Origin of the sequence: Pseudomonas sp. 22085, assembly GCF_052045815.1 — a bacterium.
GTDB lineage: Bacteria > Pseudomonadota > Gammaproteobacteria > Pseudomonadales > Pseudomonadaceae > Aquipseudomonas > Aquipseudomonas glycinae.
In genome coordinates this window covers 412,950-428,935 of sequence record NZ_JBQEQA010000001.1, presented here as the reverse complement: position 1 = coordinate 428,935, position 15,986 = coordinate 412,950, and the positions used below count along the sequence as shown (strand labels likewise).

General features: G+C 60.0%; 12 protein-coding genes. 8 read left to right on the top strand and 4 right to left on the bottom strand.

Annotation, left to right across the window (positions count from 1 at the left end):
* Window position 1 precedes the first annotated feature (1 nt).
* The 6 genes from ACTJK7_RS01840 (at window position 2) to ACTJK7_RS01815 (ending at window position 5,066) form a co-directional block, all read left to right on the top strand.
* Window positions 2-664, top strand: a complete 663-nt coding sequence (locus tag ACTJK7_RS01840) for an amino acid ABC transporter permease (RefSeq protein WP_085745506.1) — start codon at window positions 2-4, stop codon at window positions 662-664.
* Window positions 661-1,458, top strand: a complete 798-nt coding sequence (locus tag ACTJK7_RS01835; RefSeq protein ID WP_323150758.1) for an amino acid ABC transporter ATP-binding protein — start codon at window positions 661-663, stop codon at window positions 1,456-1,458. Before ACTJK7_RS01840 ends, ACTJK7_RS01835 begins: the two co-directional genes overlap by 4 nt.
* 31 nt (window positions 1,459-1,489) lie before the next feature.
* Window positions 1,490-1,879 carry a RidA family protein gene (locus ACTJK7_RS01830; protein WP_007912330.1) on the top strand — a complete coding sequence of 130 codons (390 nt, stop codon included), beginning with the start codon at window positions 1,490-1,492 and terminating at the stop codon, window positions 1,877-1,879.
* A gap of 227 nt (window positions 1,880-2,106) precedes the next feature.
* Window positions 2,107-2,871: an IclR family transcriptional regulator gene (locus tag ACTJK7_RS01825; protein WP_011334479.1), complete on the top strand. Its 765-nt coding sequence runs from the start codon at window positions 2,107-2,109 to the stop codon at window positions 2,869-2,871.
* Window positions 2,872-2,910: 39 nt separating this feature from the next.
* The gene (locus ACTJK7_RS01820) at window positions 2,911-4,131 is read left to right on the top strand and encodes an amino acid deaminase (RefSeq protein ID WP_108562203.1); all 1,221 of its coding nucleotides are present in this window, start codon (window positions 2,911-2,913) and stop codon (window positions 4,129-4,131) included.
* On the top strand, window positions 4,131-5,066 hold the full coding sequence (locus tag ACTJK7_RS01815; protein ID WP_108562201.1) for a sugar kinase: 936 nt from the start codon (window positions 4,131-4,133) through the stop codon (window positions 5,064-5,066). Before ACTJK7_RS01820 ends, ACTJK7_RS01815 begins: the two co-directional genes overlap by 1 nt.
* Window positions 5,067-5,115: 49 nt before the next feature.
* Here ACTJK7_RS01815 and ACTJK7_RS01810 read toward each other — a convergent pair whose 3' ends face one another.
* Together ACTJK7_RS01810 and ACTJK7_RS01805 are read right to left on the bottom strand one after the other, a co-directional pair.
* The gene (locus tag ACTJK7_RS01810; RefSeq protein ID WP_007952044.1) at window positions 5,116-5,391 is read right to left on the bottom strand and encodes a peptidylprolyl isomerase; all 276 of its coding nucleotides are present in this window, start codon (window positions 5,389-5,391) and stop codon (window positions 5,116-5,118) included.
* A 50-nt stretch (window positions 5,392-5,441) separates the two neighbouring features.
* Window positions 5,442-7,979 (bottom strand): PAS domain-containing hybrid sensor histidine kinase/response regulator, encoded by a 2,538-nt coding sequence (locus ACTJK7_RS01805; RefSeq protein ID WP_323150757.1) that lies wholly within the window; start codon window positions 7,977-7,979, stop codon window positions 5,442-5,444.
* A 125-nt stretch (window positions 7,980-8,104) separates the two neighbouring features.
* Here ACTJK7_RS01805 and ACTJK7_RS01800 point away from each other — a divergent pair, with 125 nt between their 5' ends.
* Both ACTJK7_RS01800 and ACTJK7_RS01795 read left to right on the top strand, forming a co-directional pair.
* On the top strand, window positions 8,105-9,211 hold the full coding sequence (locus ACTJK7_RS01800) for a PilT/PilU family type 4a pilus ATPase (protein WP_085654172.1): 1,107 nt from the start codon (window positions 8,105-8,107) through the stop codon (window positions 9,209-9,211).
* A 128-nt stretch (window positions 9,212-9,339) separates the two neighbouring features.
* Window positions 9,340-13,143: a hypothetical protein gene (locus ACTJK7_RS01795; RefSeq protein WP_159085217.1), complete on the top strand. Its 3,804-nt coding sequence runs from the start codon at window positions 9,340-9,342 to the stop codon at window positions 13,141-13,143.
* Between the two features lie 46 nt (window positions 13,144-13,189).
* Here the strand turns inward: ACTJK7_RS01795 and ACTJK7_RS01790 are convergent, their stop codons facing one another.
* Window positions 13,190-15,145, bottom strand: a complete 1,956-nt coding sequence (locus tag ACTJK7_RS01790; protein ID WP_323150756.1) for an acetoacetate--CoA ligase — start codon at window positions 15,143-15,145, stop codon at window positions 13,190-13,192.
* Window positions 15,146-15,208: 63 nt separating this feature from the next.
* Window positions 15,209-15,982, bottom strand: a complete 774-nt coding sequence (gene hbdH / locus ACTJK7_RS01785) for a 3-hydroxybutyrate dehydrogenase (RefSeq protein WP_007952053.1) — start codon at window positions 15,980-15,982, stop codon at window positions 15,209-15,211.
* Window positions 15,983-15,986 lie beyond the last annotated feature (4 nt).

Here is a 15,986-nt window from a genome sequence, read left to right as displayed (position 1 = left end):
GATGTACCAATCCCCCAGTTGGTTGCATGAGTTGTGGATTGCCCGCGAAGTCTTGTGGCAAGGCTTTTTGACCAGCGTGCAGGTGTCGGCGCTGGCCATTCTGTTCGGCACGGTCATCGGCGTTTTCGCCGGTCTGGTGCTGACCTACGGCAAGTTCTGGATGCGCGCGCCGTTCCGCTTTTATGTCGACCTGATTCGCGGTACGCCGGTGTTCGTGCTGGTGTTGGCGTGCTTCTACATGGCGCCGGCGCTTGGTTGGCAGATCAGCGCATTTCAGGCCGGCGCATTGGGTCTGACGCTGTTTTGCGGCTCCCACGTGGCCGAAATCGTGCGCGGCGCGTTGCAGGCGTTGCCACGCGGGCAGATGGAAGCCGGCAAGGCCATTGGCCTGACGTTCTATCAGTCCCTCGGCTACGTGCTGTTGCCTCAGGCGCTGCGGCAGATCCTGCCGACCTGGGTCAACTCGTCCACGGAAATCGTCAAGGCCTCGACCTTGCTGTCGGTGATCGGCGTGGCCGAGCTGTTGCTCAGCACCCAGCAAATCATCGCCCGGACGTTCATGACCCTGGAGTTTTACCTGTTCGCCGGTTTTCTGTTCTTCGTCATCAACTACGGCATCGAATTACTCGGCCGGCACATTGAAAAGCGGGTGGCCCTGCCATGACTCAAGCTCAAATTTCCAACCTCCAGAACGGTCAGCCGCTGCTGGACATCCGTGGCCTGCACAAACAATACGGCGCGGTCGAAGTGCTCAAGGGCGTCGATCTGAGCATGCAGCGCGGCAATGTGGTGACGCTGATCGGTTCCAGCGGCTCGGGCAAGACCACGCTGTTGCGCTGCGTGAACATGCTCGAGGAATTCCAGGGCGGACAGATCCTGCTCGACGGCGAATCCATCGGCTATGACGAACTCAACGGCAAGCGCGTGCGCCATCCGGAAAAAGTCATCGCTCGTCATCGTGCGATGACTGGTATGGCGTTCCAGCAATTCAACCTGTTCCCGCATCTCACCGCGTTGCAAAACGTCACGCTCGGCCTGCTTAAAGTCAAAAAGATGCACAAGGACGAAGCCGTGGCCCTGGCCGAGAAATGGCTGGAGCGGGTCGGCCTGCTGGATCGGCGCAATCACTTTCCCGGTCAGTTGTCCGGCGGTCAGCAACAGCGCGTGGCGATTGCCCGGGCGATTGCGATGAACCCTAGCCTGATGCTGTTCGACGAAGTCACTTCGGCCCTCGATCCGGAACTGGTCGGCGAAGTGCTGAACGTGATCAAAGGCCTGGCCGAGGACGGCATGACCATGTTGCTGGTGACCCACGAAATGCGTTTTGCCTTCGAGGTCTCGGACAAGATCGTTTTCATGAATCAGGGGCGCATCGAAGAGCAGGGGCCTCCCAAGGAACTGTTCGAGCGTCCGCAATCGCCGCGGCTGGCGGAATTTCTCAAAAGCACGCGGTTCTGACTTTTCACTTTTTCAATCAGGAGAAACACCCATGAGCATTACTCGTTACGGCACCGGCAGCACCGCCGCTGGCGGCCAGCCGCGTCCATTCGCCCGCGCCGTTGAAGCCGATGGCTGGCTGCACGTTTCCGGGCAGGTGCCGGCGGTGGATGGCGAGATCATTGTGGGCGGCATCGTCGAGCAGACGCACCAGACCATGAAGAACCTGATCGCGATTCTCGAAGAGGCCGGTTATGGCCTGGAAGACGTGGTACGCGCCGGCGTGTGGCTGGACGATCCGCGGGATTTCAGCAGTTTCAACAAGGTCTTCGGCGAATACTTCAAGCCTGAACACGCACCGGCCCGGGCCTGTGTGCAGGCGAGCATGATGGTCGACTGCAAGGTCGAGATCGACTGCATTGCGTACAAGAAGAAAGCTTGAGAGGTGTGGCGTTGCTGAGCCCATAGCCCCCTCACCCTGGCCCTCTCCCCCAGGAGAGGGGACTGATTTCCATCGATGCAGATTGTTGTGTCAGACGCTGGCATTTGCATCGATGCGATCAGGCTCCCTCTCCCCCTGGGAGAGGGCGGGGGGTGAGGGCTGCGATCCAACTGACACAACGCCAAGGGCCAGTTACCATCCCGGCATCTTTCAAGGGAACCACAGAAATGACCGAAGACACCATCAAGCGCCGGGCACGCGGTCTGGACCGGGCGTTCGATATCCTCGATTTCCTCAAGGAAATCGGCCAGCCACTGCGTCCGAACGACATCGCCAACGGCATCGGCAGCCCGAAATCCACGGTCTACGAACTGGTGGCGTCGTTGCTCGAACGGCGAATTCTGGAGCCGGTGGGCAAGGACGGTCACGTCTATCTCGGTCGTCAGCTGTACTTCCTCGGCCAGGCGCATTTGCGTCATTTCGACCTCAGTCGCGAGGCCGATCACGCCTTGCAGGAGATCGTCAGCCAGACCCGGGAAACCGCGCAGATGTGCCTGCTCAACGGGCGCAAATACACGGTGGCGCTGATGAAGGAGGGCGAGCGGCATTTCCGCATTTCTTCCGATATCGGCGAAAACGCGCCAATCCCGTGGACCGCCTCGGGACGCCTGCTGCTGGCGCACTTGAGTGACCAGCAGATCAGCGACTTGATCGACCCCGACGACTTCATCCTGCCGGATGGCGAACGCCTGCCGATGGAAACCTTTCTGGCGGAAATCCGTCAGGCCGGCATCGACGGTTTCTTCTCCTTCGACAGTGTCGCCGACACCTTTACCCACTGCTTCGCCGCCCCGGTCAAAGACCCTCAAGGCGTTGCCATCTGCACCCTGTGCATCGTCGCCCCGCGTGCCGATGCCAAGAACAATTACAACGACTATCGCCGGGTCTTGATCGAGAGCGCCAACAGCCTCGCCCGGCGAATCAACGAATAACCGCGCCTGCCTGCGGGCGCGACTGTGAGGAGTTCGACCATGACGACTGCCAACAACACTGCTGCCGTGGAAAAGGGCGATGCCGCCGTCGGCGCGCAACTGGTGCGTGACATCAGCCTGCCCGCGCTGGTGCTGCACCGCGAAGCGCTGGAGCACAACATCCGCTGGATGCAGAAGTTCGTCAGCGACAGCGGCGCCGAACTCGCGCCCCACGGCAAGACCAGCATGACCCCGGCGCTGTTTCGTCGTCAGCTCGAAGCCGGCGCGTGGGGCATCACCCTGGCCAGCGCCACCCAGACCCGAGCTGCTTACGCCCACGGCGTGCGCCGGGTGTTGATGGCCAACCAACTGGTCGGTACGGCGAACATGGCGCTGATTGCCGATCTGCTGGCGGCCGATTCCGGCTTCGATTTCTATTGCATGGTCGATCACCCGGACAACGTCGCCGATCTGGGCGCTTATTTCGCATCGCGCGGTGTGCGTCTGAACGTGATGATCGAATACGGCGTGGTCGGCGGCCGTTGCGGTTGCCGCAGCGAGCAGGAAGTCATTGAACTGGCCAAGGCTATCGGTACGCAACCGGCGCTGGCCTTGACCGGTATCGAAGGTTACGAAGGCGTGATCCATGGCGATCACGCCGTCAGCGGCATCCGTGAATTCGCGGCTTCGCTGGTACGCCTGGCCGTGCAGTTGCAGGACAGCGGCGCATTCGCCATTGCCAAGCCGATCATCACTGCGTCGGGTTCGGCGTGGTACGACCTGATCGCCGAGTCGTTCGAAGCGCAGAATGCTGGCGGGCGTTTCCTCAGCGTATTGCGTCCCGGCAGTTACGTGGCTCACGACCATGGCATCTATAAGGAGGCGCAGTGCTGCGTGCTCGATCGTCGCAGTGACCTGCACGAAGGGCTGCGTCCGGCGCTGGAAGTCTGGGCCCACGTGCAGTCGATGCCGGAACCTGGCTTTGCCGTGATTGCCCTGGGCAAGCGTGACGTGGCGTTCGATGCCGGGATGCCGGTGCCGTTGCTGCGTTACAAGGCAGGCGTGCTGCCGGCGGTGGGCGACGATGTCGGCGCCTGCAAGGTGACGGCGGTGATGGACCAGCACGCGTTCATGACCGTGGCGCCGGGCGTGGAGTTGCGCGTGGGCGACATCATTTCCTTCGGCACTTCGCACCCATGCCTGACCTTCGACAAGTGGCGCGTGGGGCTACTGGTGGATGAGCAACTGTCGGTGATCGAAACCATGGAAACCTGTTTCTGATGAGCGCGCTCAGTCCTTTGGGCCCAAACACCCCGCGCATCGCCCTGATCGGCGAATGCATGATCGAACTCCAGCAACGTGCCGACGGCAGCCTGCAACAGAGCTTTGGCGGCGACACACTGAACACGGCGGTCTATCTGTCCCGCGCCATGGGCGACAAGGCGCAGGTCGATTACGTCACGGCGCTGGGCGACGACAGTTTCAGTGACGCGATGTGCCGCATATGGGCCGACGAAGGCATTGGTCTGGATCTGGTCCAGCGCTTGCCCGGTCGTTTGCCGGGCCTGTATTGCATCCAGACCGATGCTGCCGGGGAGCGCCGCTTCCTTTACTGGCGCAACGAAGCCGCCGTGCGCGACTGCTTCACTACGCCAGCCGCCGCACCGATTCTGGCGGCGCTGGCGGATTACGACGTGCTGTATTTCAGCGGTATCACGCTGGCGGTGCTCGGCGCGCAAGGTCGGGAAAAACTGATCGGGACATTGATCGAAGCCCGCCAGCGCGATGCGCGAATCGTCTTCGACAACAACTATCGGCCACGCCTGTGGGCTTCAGTGGAGGAGGCGCGGGCGGCGTATCGCAGCGTGTTGCCCCATGTCGATCTGGCGTTGCTGACAGTGGACGACGAGCAGGCGCTGTTTCATTTCGAAGACTGTGATGCGGTGTTTGCAGCGTACGCGCAGATCGGCACGCCGGAAGTGGTGCTCAAGCGCGGGGCCGAAGCCTGCCTGATCCGTTGCGACGGGGAAGCGTTTGAGGTGCCGGCGCAGAAGGTCGAGAAGGTGGTGGACACCACGGCGGCGGGGGATTCGTTCAGTGCGGCGTATCTGGCGAGTCGCTTGTCGGGGGCAAGCCCAGCGCAGGCGGCGGAGGCGGGACATCGCTTGGCCAGTCAGGTCATTCAAGTACCGGGGGCGCTGATCCCCAAGGATTGATTCCGGTCCCTGAAGGCGTTGGCGAAAGCCACGCCTTCAGGGCACTGGATCAATCGCGGTAAAACACCTGCACCAGGTGATAGCCGAACTTGCTCTTGATCGGCCCGTGCACGGTGCGCAGCGGTTTCTTGAAGATCACCGCATCGATCGCACCGACCATTTGCCCCGGCCGCACTTCACCCAGATCGCCGCCGCGCTTGCCGGACGGGCAGGTCGAAAATTTCTTCGCCAGCACATCGAACGCTTCACCGTTGGCGATGCGTTGTTTGAGTTTTTCAGCCTCTTCGGCGGTTTTCACCAGAATGTGGCGGGCTTGGGCTTTCATCGTGCAATACCTGTAGCGGGGTGACGGCGGGGCGCGGATTATGCCTCAAGTCACGGGTTTTGGCTGAGCATCGTGCGGATCTTACCGGCCAGTTGCTCGATGGAGAACGGTTTGGCGACCATGTCCATGCCGTCTTCGAGGAAGCCCTGACGCTCTGCGGCTTTCTGCGCGTAACCGGTCATGAACAACACCTTGAGGCCCGGACGATGTTGACGGGCGATCTCCGCCATTTGCCGACCGTTCATGCCCGGCAGGCCGACGTCGGTCACCAGCAGGTCAACCCGCAGGTCGGATTCGAGCAACGGCAGGGCACCCTTGGCATCTTCGGCCTCATGGGCGCGATAACCCAGCTCCTTGAGCAGGTCCATGACCAGCATGCGCACTGCCGGATCGTCCTCGACCACCACCACGGTTTCGCCAGTGGCGACAGCCGGAGCCTCGGCAACCGCTTCGATTGCCGGCAGCTCCGCTTCCAGTGCATACAAACGCGGCAAGTACAGGCGCACGCAGGTGCCCTGGCCCGGCAGGCTGTCGAGGCTGACGTGCCCACCCGATTGCTGGGCAAAGCCATAAATCATCGACAAGCCGAGACCGGTGCCTTGCCCGATGGGTTTGGTCGTAAAGAACGGATCGAACGCTTTGGAACGTACTGAAGGCGTCATGCCGGTGCCGTTGTCGCTCACCGCCAGCATCAGGTAATCACCGGCCTTGACCGGTTCGAGGGTGGTGATGTCGTTGCCGTCGAGGTAGACGTTGGCGGTTTCGATCAGCAGCTCACCGCCGTCAGGCATGGCGTCGCGGGCGTTGATCACCAGGTTGAGCAGGGCGTTTTCCAGTTGACTGACATCGGTGCTGACCGGCCATACATTGTCGGCCAGGCGCAACTTGAGCTCGATCGGATCACCCTTGGTGCGGCGGATCAGATCTTCCAGCGAATGGATCAGCTCGTTGACGTCGAGGGTCTTGCGATCCAGCGACTGACGCCGGGAGAACGCCAGCAGGCGGTGGGTCAACGCGGCCGCGCGGTTGGCCGAGGACACCGCCGCATCGGTGAAACGGCCGATTTCATCGGCGCGGCCACTGGCGATGTAGCGTTGCATCAGGTCGAGGCTGCCGATGATGCCGGTCAGCATGTTGTTGAAGTCGTGGGCGATGCCGCCGGTAAGCTGGCCGACCGCTTCCATTTTCTGCGCGTGGCGCAGAGCATCTTCGGCGCGCTCGCGTTCGAACATCTCGTTCTGCAAACGCTGGTTGGCCTGAGCCAGTTGTTCGGTGCGCGCACTCACACGCTCCTCAAGGGTTTCATTGAGGTTGCGCAGGGCTTCTTCGGTCTTTTTTCGTTCGGTTTCGTCGATCACGAAGATGTAGAAACCGTTCACTGCACCGTCCGCACCGTGGCGCGGCAGGTAATTCATCAAGGCATGCCGCTGGCTGCCGTCGCGGTGCGGCGTGTACAGGCTGAACGAGCAGGGGCGACCGGCCAGTGCTTCGGCGATGTACGGCGCCCGCAGGAAATAGGCCTCTTCGCCGATCACCTCGCGGATCGTGCGACCGTACAGCTCCTGCGGCGTGAGCCCGTACCAGTCGAGGTACGCGGCGTTGTTCAGACGAAAGCGTTCCTCGTGGTCGACATAACTGATCAGGATCGGCATGGCGTTGATGATCAGTTGCAGCTCGGTCTGACTTTGCCGCAATGCCTGTTCGGTGTGCTTGCGTTCGGTCAGATCCAGCGCAGCGCCGAGAAAGCGCGTCGGCCGACCATGATGATCCTTGTAGCAACGCCCGCGGGCGAACACCCAGCGCAGCTCGCCGTTGGCCTGCAGCAGGCGGTATTCCTCGGCGTATTCGGTGCCGTGGGTAATGCAATGCTTGATACTGCGGGCGATCATTGCGCGGTCTTCGGGGTGCACGCCGTGCAGATACTCGCTGATCGGCAACTGACCGGCCAGCGCTGGATCGACACCGTGCAACTGGGCGAAATGCGCGTCGGCAATGAAGCGGTCTTCGCCGATGTCCCAATCCCAGGTGCCCACCGCATCGGTGGCTGCCAGCGCCAGTTGCAGGCGCTCTTCGCTTTCGCGCTGGGCCTTGAGGCTGTCTTCGGAGCGTTGTTGCAGTTCCAGGGCAATGCGTCGCCGTTCGTTGGTTTCGATGGCGGTGACCAGAATTCCGGCCACCTGCGCGCTTTCGTCGCGGATCGGGCTGTAGGTCAGGTCAAGCCAGAAGTCGGACTCCTGGCCGTCCCGTTGCAGGGTGAAGCGTCGTTCGCTGTAGGTTCGCACCTGGCCCTGTAGGACGGCGCTGTAAATAGGGTCGGTAAAGTCTCGGAGTTCCGGCCATATCTGGTGCGCTGGTTGTCCGAAAGCGTGCGGATGCTTATTGCCGGCCAGCAGCGCGAAGCCGTCGTTGTAGATCTGGGTCAATTGCGGGCCCCACAACAGCAGCATCGGCATCGGCGAGTGAATCACGATGTCCACCGCGGTGCGCAGGCTCTGAGGCCAGGTGCCGGCGGCGCCCAGCGGGCTGCGGCTCCAGTCGGTTCGGGCTATCAATGTCTGGGCGTCGTTGGTGTTCGGTACAGCGTTCATCACATCAATCCTGAGCGTCGGTCGGTGAGGCGGCGTCTACTATCCTAGTGCGGTAGACGCTGTAAGGCACGTCGCGTCACGGCGCGGTCTTGTGTTCATTGAAAGCTTCGCAGGTGCTTTTGGCCATGGAAATCGACGCACTGCTCAAACAACTGGCGAGCCGTCACGGTTCGGATCTGTTCCTGTCCACGGGCGCACCACCCAGTGCGCGGTTCGACGGGGTGCTCACGCCCTTGAGCGAGCAGCCCTTCAAACCCGGTGAGGTGGCCACTATCGCCGTCTCCCTGATGGACGCCGAACAACGACGGGAGTTCGACCGGGATCTGGAAATGAACCTAGCGATTTCCCGCACCGGGATCGGGCGCTTCCGGGTCAATATTTTCAAACAACGCAACGACGTGTCGATCGTGATCCGTAACGTCAAACTCGACATTCCGCGATTCGAAGACCTCAAATTGCCAGCGGTATTGCTGGAAACGGTGATGCTCAAACAGGGGCTGATCCTGTTTGTCGGTGCTACGGACTCGGGCAAGTCGACCTCGCTGGCGGCATTGATCGATCATCGCAATCGCCATAGCAGCGGGCACATCATCACCATTGAAGACCCGGTGGAATACATCCATCGCCACAAAAAGTCGATCATCAACCAGCGCGAAGTCGGGGTCGATACCCGCAGCTTTCACGCTGCGCTCAAGAACACCCTGCGCCAGGCCCCGGACGTGGTGCTGATCGGCGAGATCCGTGACCGCGAGACCATGGAGCATGCGCTGGCTTTCGCCGAAACCGGGCATCTGGTCCTGTCGACTTTGCACGCCAACAACGCCAATCAGGCGCTGGACCGGATCATCAATTTCTTTCCCGAAGAGCGTCGCCCGCAATTGCTGCACAGTTTAGGCAATCATTTGAAGGCCTTCGTTTCCCAACGTCTGGTACGCACGCTTGATGGCCAGCGACGGGCGGCAGTGGAAGTCATGTTGGGGTCACCCACCATTGCCGACCTCATTCGTCGCAATGAACTGGGCGAGTTGAAAGTCATCATGGAAAAATCCACAGAGCTGGGCATGCAGACTTTCGATGACGCACTTTACAAGTTGGTGGTTGAAGGTGTTTTAAGTGTGCAGGAGGCACTTAAACATGCGGACTCAATCAATAATTTAAAGTTGAAGTTGAAGTTGGAGCGCCAGGGCGAGACGCCCACTTCAAGTGCGGGTGAGTGGGGGTTGGCTGATTGAAGGGGTTGATTTCAGCCTCTGTTTGTCTGATTGAAATGTTGTCTCATGAATAACGGCTGGAAAGTTTGTTGGGTGGAAGTAGGATCGCCTCCGCCAAGCAGGCATACATTGTTATTCATGAGGGAGCTATGAGCTATAAAACGAACGAGAAATTTTTCAAGTATGCAGCCGGTATAGACGCACAACAGCGCCTTGATGCTGATGCGTTAGAGCGCAATCTGGTAGTGGCGGAACTTAAGTCGAGTCTGGCGAACAGTGCGACAGACCAGAAAATTCTGGGATGGGACTACCAGATCGAATTGCAAAAGAACTCCTCTCTGGATTTGATTCATGCGCCTGGCAAGGCGCTCTTGAGTCGCTTGACCCAAACAGTTGCCATGCGAAGTCTGTTGCTGGGCCTGACGCAGCAGGACCGACCGCCGATTTGCGTTGCTCAGTCGGGAAAAATGGAAGTATTCGCTCCAGATGGCTGGATTGATTTCAAGGATCACAAGAATCGCGAAGGGTTGGGATTCGATCACTCGGTGTTGTCGCTGATAACGGATATCGCCAGGGAAACGGGTGGGTATGTATGGACAGACAACGAAATTACCGTGGAACAATGGCTGGGGTTTCATGGCTATGATGTGCCCACTACGGTCGCTCAGCTGAATAATCTGATTGCTTACTTTGAGTTCGATTTTCCGGAAGTTGATGAACTTGGGAACTATAGCGGGCAACTCGTCGTGGACGATCAATCATTCATTACGTTGTCTTCCGAACAATGCCTGGCGATCAAAAACGTCACGTCTCGGCAATTACCCAGTCAATCCAGGTTGTTGGATAGTTTGATGTCGGGTTCCCGGATCGGGGTTGCAGTGCATGACAATGCAGCGGTGTTGTTAAAACAAGTCATTGGCCATTCGATATCGCAGGACTGGGCGCGCTCATGCCTGCAGCGGTTGGGCTGGTATGGCTCGCAGGCGGGGCAGACGATGTCCGAGTCGCAACTTGACCAGCTGTTGGTAACTGCGCTGTTGCTGGATATCAATCCATTTATCGGCAAGCCGCAGAACAGAAAGTCTGTCGGCAGTTACGAGATGTACTCGCCCCGTTATCTCGGCAGGCCGGCATCGGTTGTCCTGGAGGGATTGCGTGATCATATGGTGAGCAATCAATGGGTCAGGCACGATTCGGCACCGCTGGCGATTCACTTGTGTCTGGCACAGGTTGCCCCTGAATTCATTGTCAGGCAGGTTCCGACCTCCATCGCGATCGGATCGCTCGAGTGGGTGGCGTTCTGTCGGGGTGTCGCTTTGGTCGAAGCCGTCGTTCAAGGCGCTGCGCGCGTGATGACTTATGCGCAGATCATGGCGTATGCGCAGCTGGAGCCAGTCAGTCAGGCGCTGGCCGATGTGCATACGCTGGCATTGATCGATCCGATCGTGGACTGGGCGTTGATCAACGCAGTCGTCACTGAAACCGAGCTGAAGCAGGACGAGCAGGCGACAACGCAGCGGGCCATCGTCGCCTATCAGCAATATGTGGCGAATTTCTCTCAGGTCAGCATTGCCTATTCCACGCCACTGCCTGACCGCAGGGCCATCGCCAGGGCAGCGCTGGAGCCTGCCACCCCGGGTTGCGACTTTCTGGAAAAGCCGCGGCTCAATCAGCGTCCTGGACTTGGGGCGTCCCCGACCACCATGTCGATGATCGATCTGCACATGTCCGGCGATCTCACAACACAGCAGTGGAACTTTCGCCCTGTCTTTCCAGACAGCAAGACGCCCGATCTGCTATCCCAGATCACCGGCAGCAGACCTGCACTTCACGATCCATCGGTCGAGAGCATTTACCGTCGCTATCCACAACTGTTGCGGTTGGTAGATAACAATGTCGAATTCATCCGTCAGCTGCGCAGTCATCTGGACCAGTTGAACGAAGCCCTGGCCACAACCCTCAAGCTGGCGCTGTCGCGGATGTCCTATTTCGACCTGCAGGATGTGCTGCGCGGTGAATTGACGTTTCTGACCGTACGCGACTCTGCCGTCATCACTCGTACCACTCCAATAGGCGGGCCGTTGACCCGAGAAGAGCCCGTCGAGAGCCAGGCCGCAAAGGATGCCGCGACGGGACGGTTCGGTGTTGTCATGTGTGCCACCCATGGCGGCAAAACGAGTTGCTATGAAGTGTTCACCCTGCGAGGTGAAATCCACCGTAACGATGAACTGGCCAGACTGATCGTCAGCAGTGGCAAGCTCCAGGCCCCGGCCCGGGTGGATTTCAAGGGCGATCTGAAGACCCATGTAGCACCGACTCCCAAACAGCGGTTGCCGATCAATATCAAGTGCTACATCGAAGGCGTGGCGAATGATTTCAAAGTCACGCGCAGCGAAGCGATTATCGACAAGTTGATTGTGTTGTCTGCACCGACCACGCCTTCGAAACCGAAAAACAGCGAGTACCAGAATTTCTCTGACCCGCGGATCGAGCAGATTTCGGCTCTTGTCGTGTCGCGGCATCCGTTGATGACCTTTGAGCAACTGCGGGCGGCCGCTACTGTGCCCACGGAACTCGAACGTGAGCGGGCAAAGGGTGAAGTGGTGGCAGCCTACATCGTGGATCTCGCCGCGCCATTCAAACGCTGCATTCAGGACCTCAGTTCCGGCGAACACAATCTGGTGGTCGACGGCCTCTACGGTTGCGCCATGGATGCCATTGCGCTAGTGGGCACCGCTGCGGGTGTTGCCAGCAAAACAGCTTCGATCGTGTCAAAGGCTTCCTCGCTGACCACCAGACTGGGGCACCTCGCCAAGCTGGCAATTGCTACCGGGATTGCCATTTTCAACCCGCTGGATGACCTGCCTTCAGTCGTGCGCGGCACGGGCAAGCTGGTCTATAAGGGCGGGATGCGTTTGAGTCGGCAGACTCAGGAAATCATTGCGCTGGCCAAATCACAGATGAGTCATATCAAAGGCACTCACAAATCCGGGCGACTGCTCGGTACCCGTCACAACGCGATCGTCGGACAAGGCACCTGGCGCCCGAAAGCGGTCAGTGCCGACACCCTGACCGTTCTGGCTGCACGCGAAGATTTCCATTGGTACGCACTTGATCGCACGGGCAAGGCCTGGGGGCCAAAGCTGAGCCATTTCGCGATCGATTCGCCTTTCAGGGTGAGCCAATTCCATAAAACACTGCCGATCAGTTACACCCGGGCCGTCATCGAGAACAGCTTGCCGAAGGCCAAGGCGAAGATCGAACAGGCGATCAAGGCCCTTGGCGATCATGATTTCACCAAGGAACGGGATTTCATCATCAAGGCCTTTCTAGGCAGCAATACCTCGGATGCCAAGGACCGGTTGTTGAAATACCTGAAGCTGATCCGCACGGACTTCGCCGGTTTTTCACTGAGCAATCTGATCCTTGACCCGTACAAGGACAACGGCAATATCGCCTCCTTCAATCCGCAGTTGTACCGGCAATGGATCGCCGCCAGTGCCAACGAGCGACCCAAGGTGATGTTCATGGAAATCTATACGCGCAATCTGAACGCTCATTTCATCGGGCACGCCTACAACCACGCTGTAGTGGCGGATGACCTGATTCACGAGATGCTGCACGGTGCAGCGCAGACTGAAGATGTCAGCTACGCCAGCGATACCGCCAAGAGTGGCGAGGCTGACCAGATGCTGAACGTTGCGTCGCTGCTCAATCTTGCCAGCGGCAGACTTGCGATGGATGAGGACGGCGCCACGACGCAATACCACTCGGCAGCCAAGGCCGTTGAAAACGCTGACTCACTGGCCTTGGTCATCTCGTTGCTTGGCCAGTACTACACCGACAAACCGGAATTCGAGCGCAACCTCTACACGCTTGAAGCCTGTCTCGCGACCCGTCGCACCGGTGCGATTGCCGACCCGGTGGTGCTGACCCTGAACCGACCTGAATGATCCGTCTGCATTACAGAACAGCGCTCCTGGCACAGGAACGCTGTTGTCAGCTGTTCAATTCCGGTCGATCGCGAAACTGCTCGAGCGCTTGCGGATTGGCCAGCGCATCGGTGTTTTTCACCTGTTCGCCATGCACCACATTGCGCACGGCCAGCTCCACCACTTTGCCGCTGATGGTGCGCGGAATGTCGGTGACCGCGACGATCTTCGCCGGTACATGGCGCGGTGTGGTGTTGGCGCGGATCACCTGGCGGATCTGCTGTTGCAGCGCCTCATCCAGCGTTACACCTTCCTTGAGGCGCACGAACAGCACCACCCGCACGTCATCCTGCCACTGTTGGCCGATGGCGACGCTGTCCAGCACTTGCGGGACTTTCTCCACCTGACGGTAGATTTCCGCCGTGCCGATGCGCACGCCGCCGGGGTTGAGCACGGCGTCGGAGCGGCCGTGAATCAGCATCCCGCCGTGGGGCAGCTGTTCTGCGTAGTCACCCTGGGCCCAGACCCCGGGGAACTGGCTGAAATAGGATTTGCGCAGCTTTTCGCCCTCGGGATCGTTCCAGAGTCCGATGGGCATCGCCGGGAAGGGGCGAGTGCACACCAACTCACCTTTTTCGCCGATCACCGGTTGCCCGGCGTCATTCCACACTTCCACTGCCATGGCCAGGCTCTTGCCCATGATCTCGCCCCGGCGAACCGGCGTCATCGGATTGCCGTTGACGAAACAGGACACGATGTCCGTACCGCCGGACATCGAGGACAGGCACACATCCGGTTTGAAGTCGCGATAGACGAAGTCATAACTCTGCGGTGACAGTGCGGAGCCGGTGCAAAGCAGGGTTTTCAGGTGGCTCAGGTCGTAGCTTTCACGCGGTTTGATGCCGCTGCTTTCCAGTGTGGCGAGGAATTTCGGACTGGTGCCGAACACGCTGACCTGCTCATCGTCGAGCAGCTCCAGCAACCGCTCGTTGTCCGGGTAAAACGGTGAACCGTCATACAGCACCACCGCGCTGCCGACCGCCAGCGCCGAGACCAGCCAGTTCCACATCATCCAGCCACACGTGGTGTAGTAGAACAACCGGTCGCCGGGACCCAGATCGACATGCAGCCCGTGTTCCTTGGCGTGTTGCAGCAACACGCCGCCTGTGCTGTGAACGATGCACTTCGGCACGCCGGTGGTGCCGCTGGAATACAGCACGTACAACGGATGATCGAACGGCACCGGGACGAATTGCGGCTCATCGCCCGGTTCATAGAAGTCGTCCCACAGCGTGACGTTGGCGGGCGTCCGGTAATCGGTGACATGGGCGTGGGAACGCGCGTAAGGGACGATGATCAGCTGTTGCAGGGACGGCAGCTGTTCGAGGATTTCATTGATCTTGACGGTCTGGTCGATCTCTTTGCCGGCGTAACGGTAACCGGCACAGGTGATTAGTACTTTCGGTTCGATCTGGCCGAAGCGGTCGATCACGCCGTGGGTGCCGAAGTCCGGCGACGAACATGACCAGATTGCGCCGAGACTGGTGGTCGCGAGCATCGCCACCAGGGTTTGCCAGGTGTTGGGCATGCAGGCCGCAACCCGGTCGCCAACCACCACGCCGGCCGCTTGCAGGCTGGCCTGGAACCCGGCGACCTGCTGGGCCAGTTCGGCCCAGGTCAGCAGTTCACGCTGGCCGTTTTCCCCGATAGCGATCACGGCGATGGCATCGTCGCGTCGGCTCAACAGATGCTCGGCGAAGTTCAGGGTGGCGCCGGGAAACCACTCGGCGCCCGGCATTTTCAGGCCGCCACGCAGAACGGCGTCCGGTTGGGTGTGAAAACTGATGCCGAAGAAATCCACGATCGCCTGCCAGAACGCTTCGCGCTGATCGATGGACCATTGATGCAGGGCCGGGTAGTCGTCGAGCTTCAGGTGGTGGCGCTGATTGATGAAGCGCCGAAAGCCGTCCATGCGGGACCGGGCAATGCGTTTGGCATCGGGCTGCCAGAGAATGTCGGACATGGTTTGCCTCTTATTGTTGGTCAGAAGGCTCCCACGACAGCGTGGGAGCGATCATTTGCACGCTTACTGCGCTAGCCACCCGCCATCGATATTCCACGCTGCGCCACGCACCTGGCTGCCGGCCTCGCTGCACAGGAACAACACCAGTTCACCCAGGTGTGCAGGCGTGACGAACTCCAGCGACGGCTGTTTTTCGGCCAGCAGATCGTGTTGCGCCTGCTGCGGGTCGACGCCCTTGGCTGCGCGATCATCGATCTGCTTCTGCACCAGCGGCGTCAGCACCCAGCCCGGGCAGATGGCGTTGCAGGTGACGTTGCTGGCGGCGGTTTCCAGGCCGACCACTTTGGTCAGGCCGATCACCCCATGTTTGGCTGCCACGTACGCGGCTTTGCCGGTGGAACCGACCAGACCATGCACCGAGGCGATGTTGACGATTCGCCCCCAGCCCTTGGCGCGCATGCCCGGCAAACTCAGGCGAGTGCTGTGAAACACCGACGACAGGTTGATGGCGATGATCGAATCCCAGCGCTCCACCGGAAATTCCTCCACCGCCGCAACGTGCTGGATACCGGCGTTATTGACCAGAATGTCCACGCCGCCGAACTCGCGCTCGGCGTAGGCGATCATGTCGGCGATTTGCGCCGGGTCGCTGACATCCGCCGGGTGATGGCCGACCTTGCCGCCGAACTGTTCGACTTCGGCGATCACCTTCGACGCGTCGCCAAAACCGTTGAGGATCAGGTTGGCGCCAGCCTTGGCCAGCGTCAGGGCGATGCCCAGCCCGATGCCGCTGGTGGAGCCGGTAACCAGTGCGGTCTTGCCAGAAAGAGTCGTCATCAAT

Bases quoted from the DNA above. Each gene is read 5' to 3' on its own strand.
- hbdH (WP_007952053.1), bottom strand. From the start codon at position 15,982: ATGACGACTCTTTCTGGCAAGACCGCACTGGTTACCGGCTCCACCAGC.
- ACTJK7_RS01815 (WP_108562201.1), top strand. From the start codon at position 4,131: ATGAGCGCGCTCAGTCCTTTGGGCCCAAACACCCCGCGCATCGCCCTG.
- ACTJK7_RS01840 (WP_085745506.1), top strand. From the start codon at position 2: ATGTACCAATCCCCCAGTTGGTTGCATGAGTTGTGGATTGCCCGCGAA.
- ACTJK7_RS01825 (WP_011334479.1), top strand. From the start codon at position 2,107: ATGACCGAAGACACCATCAAGCGCCGGGCACGCGGTCTGGACCGGGCG.
- ACTJK7_RS01820 (WP_108562203.1), top strand. From the start codon at position 2,911: ATGACGACTGCCAACAACACTGCTGCCGTGGAAAAGGGCGATGCCGCC.
- ACTJK7_RS01835 (WP_323150758.1), top strand. From the start codon at position 661: ATGACTCAAGCTCAAATTTCCAACCTCCAGAACGGTCAGCCGCTGCTG.
- ACTJK7_RS01790 (WP_323150756.1), bottom strand. From the start codon at position 15,145: ATGTCCGACATTCTCTGGCAGCCCGATGCCAAACGCATTGCCCGGTCC.
- ACTJK7_RS01795 (WP_159085217.1), top strand. From the start codon at position 9,340: ATGAGCTATAAAACGAACGAGAAATTTTTCAAGTATGCAGCCGGTATA.
- ACTJK7_RS01805 (WP_323150757.1), bottom strand. From the start codon at position 7,979: ATGAACGCTGTACCGAACACCAACGACGCCCAGACATTGATAGCCCGA.
- ACTJK7_RS01800 (WP_085654172.1), top strand. From the start codon at position 8,105: ATGGAAATCGACGCACTGCTCAAACAACTGGCGAGCCGTCACGGTTCG.
- ACTJK7_RS01810 (WP_007952044.1), bottom strand. From the start codon at position 5,391: ATGAAAGCCCAAGCCCGCCACATTCTGGTGAAAACCGCCGAAGAGGCT.
- ACTJK7_RS01830 (WP_007912330.1), top strand. From the start codon at position 1,490: ATGAGCATTACTCGTTACGGCACCGGCAGCACCGCCGCTGGCGGCCAG.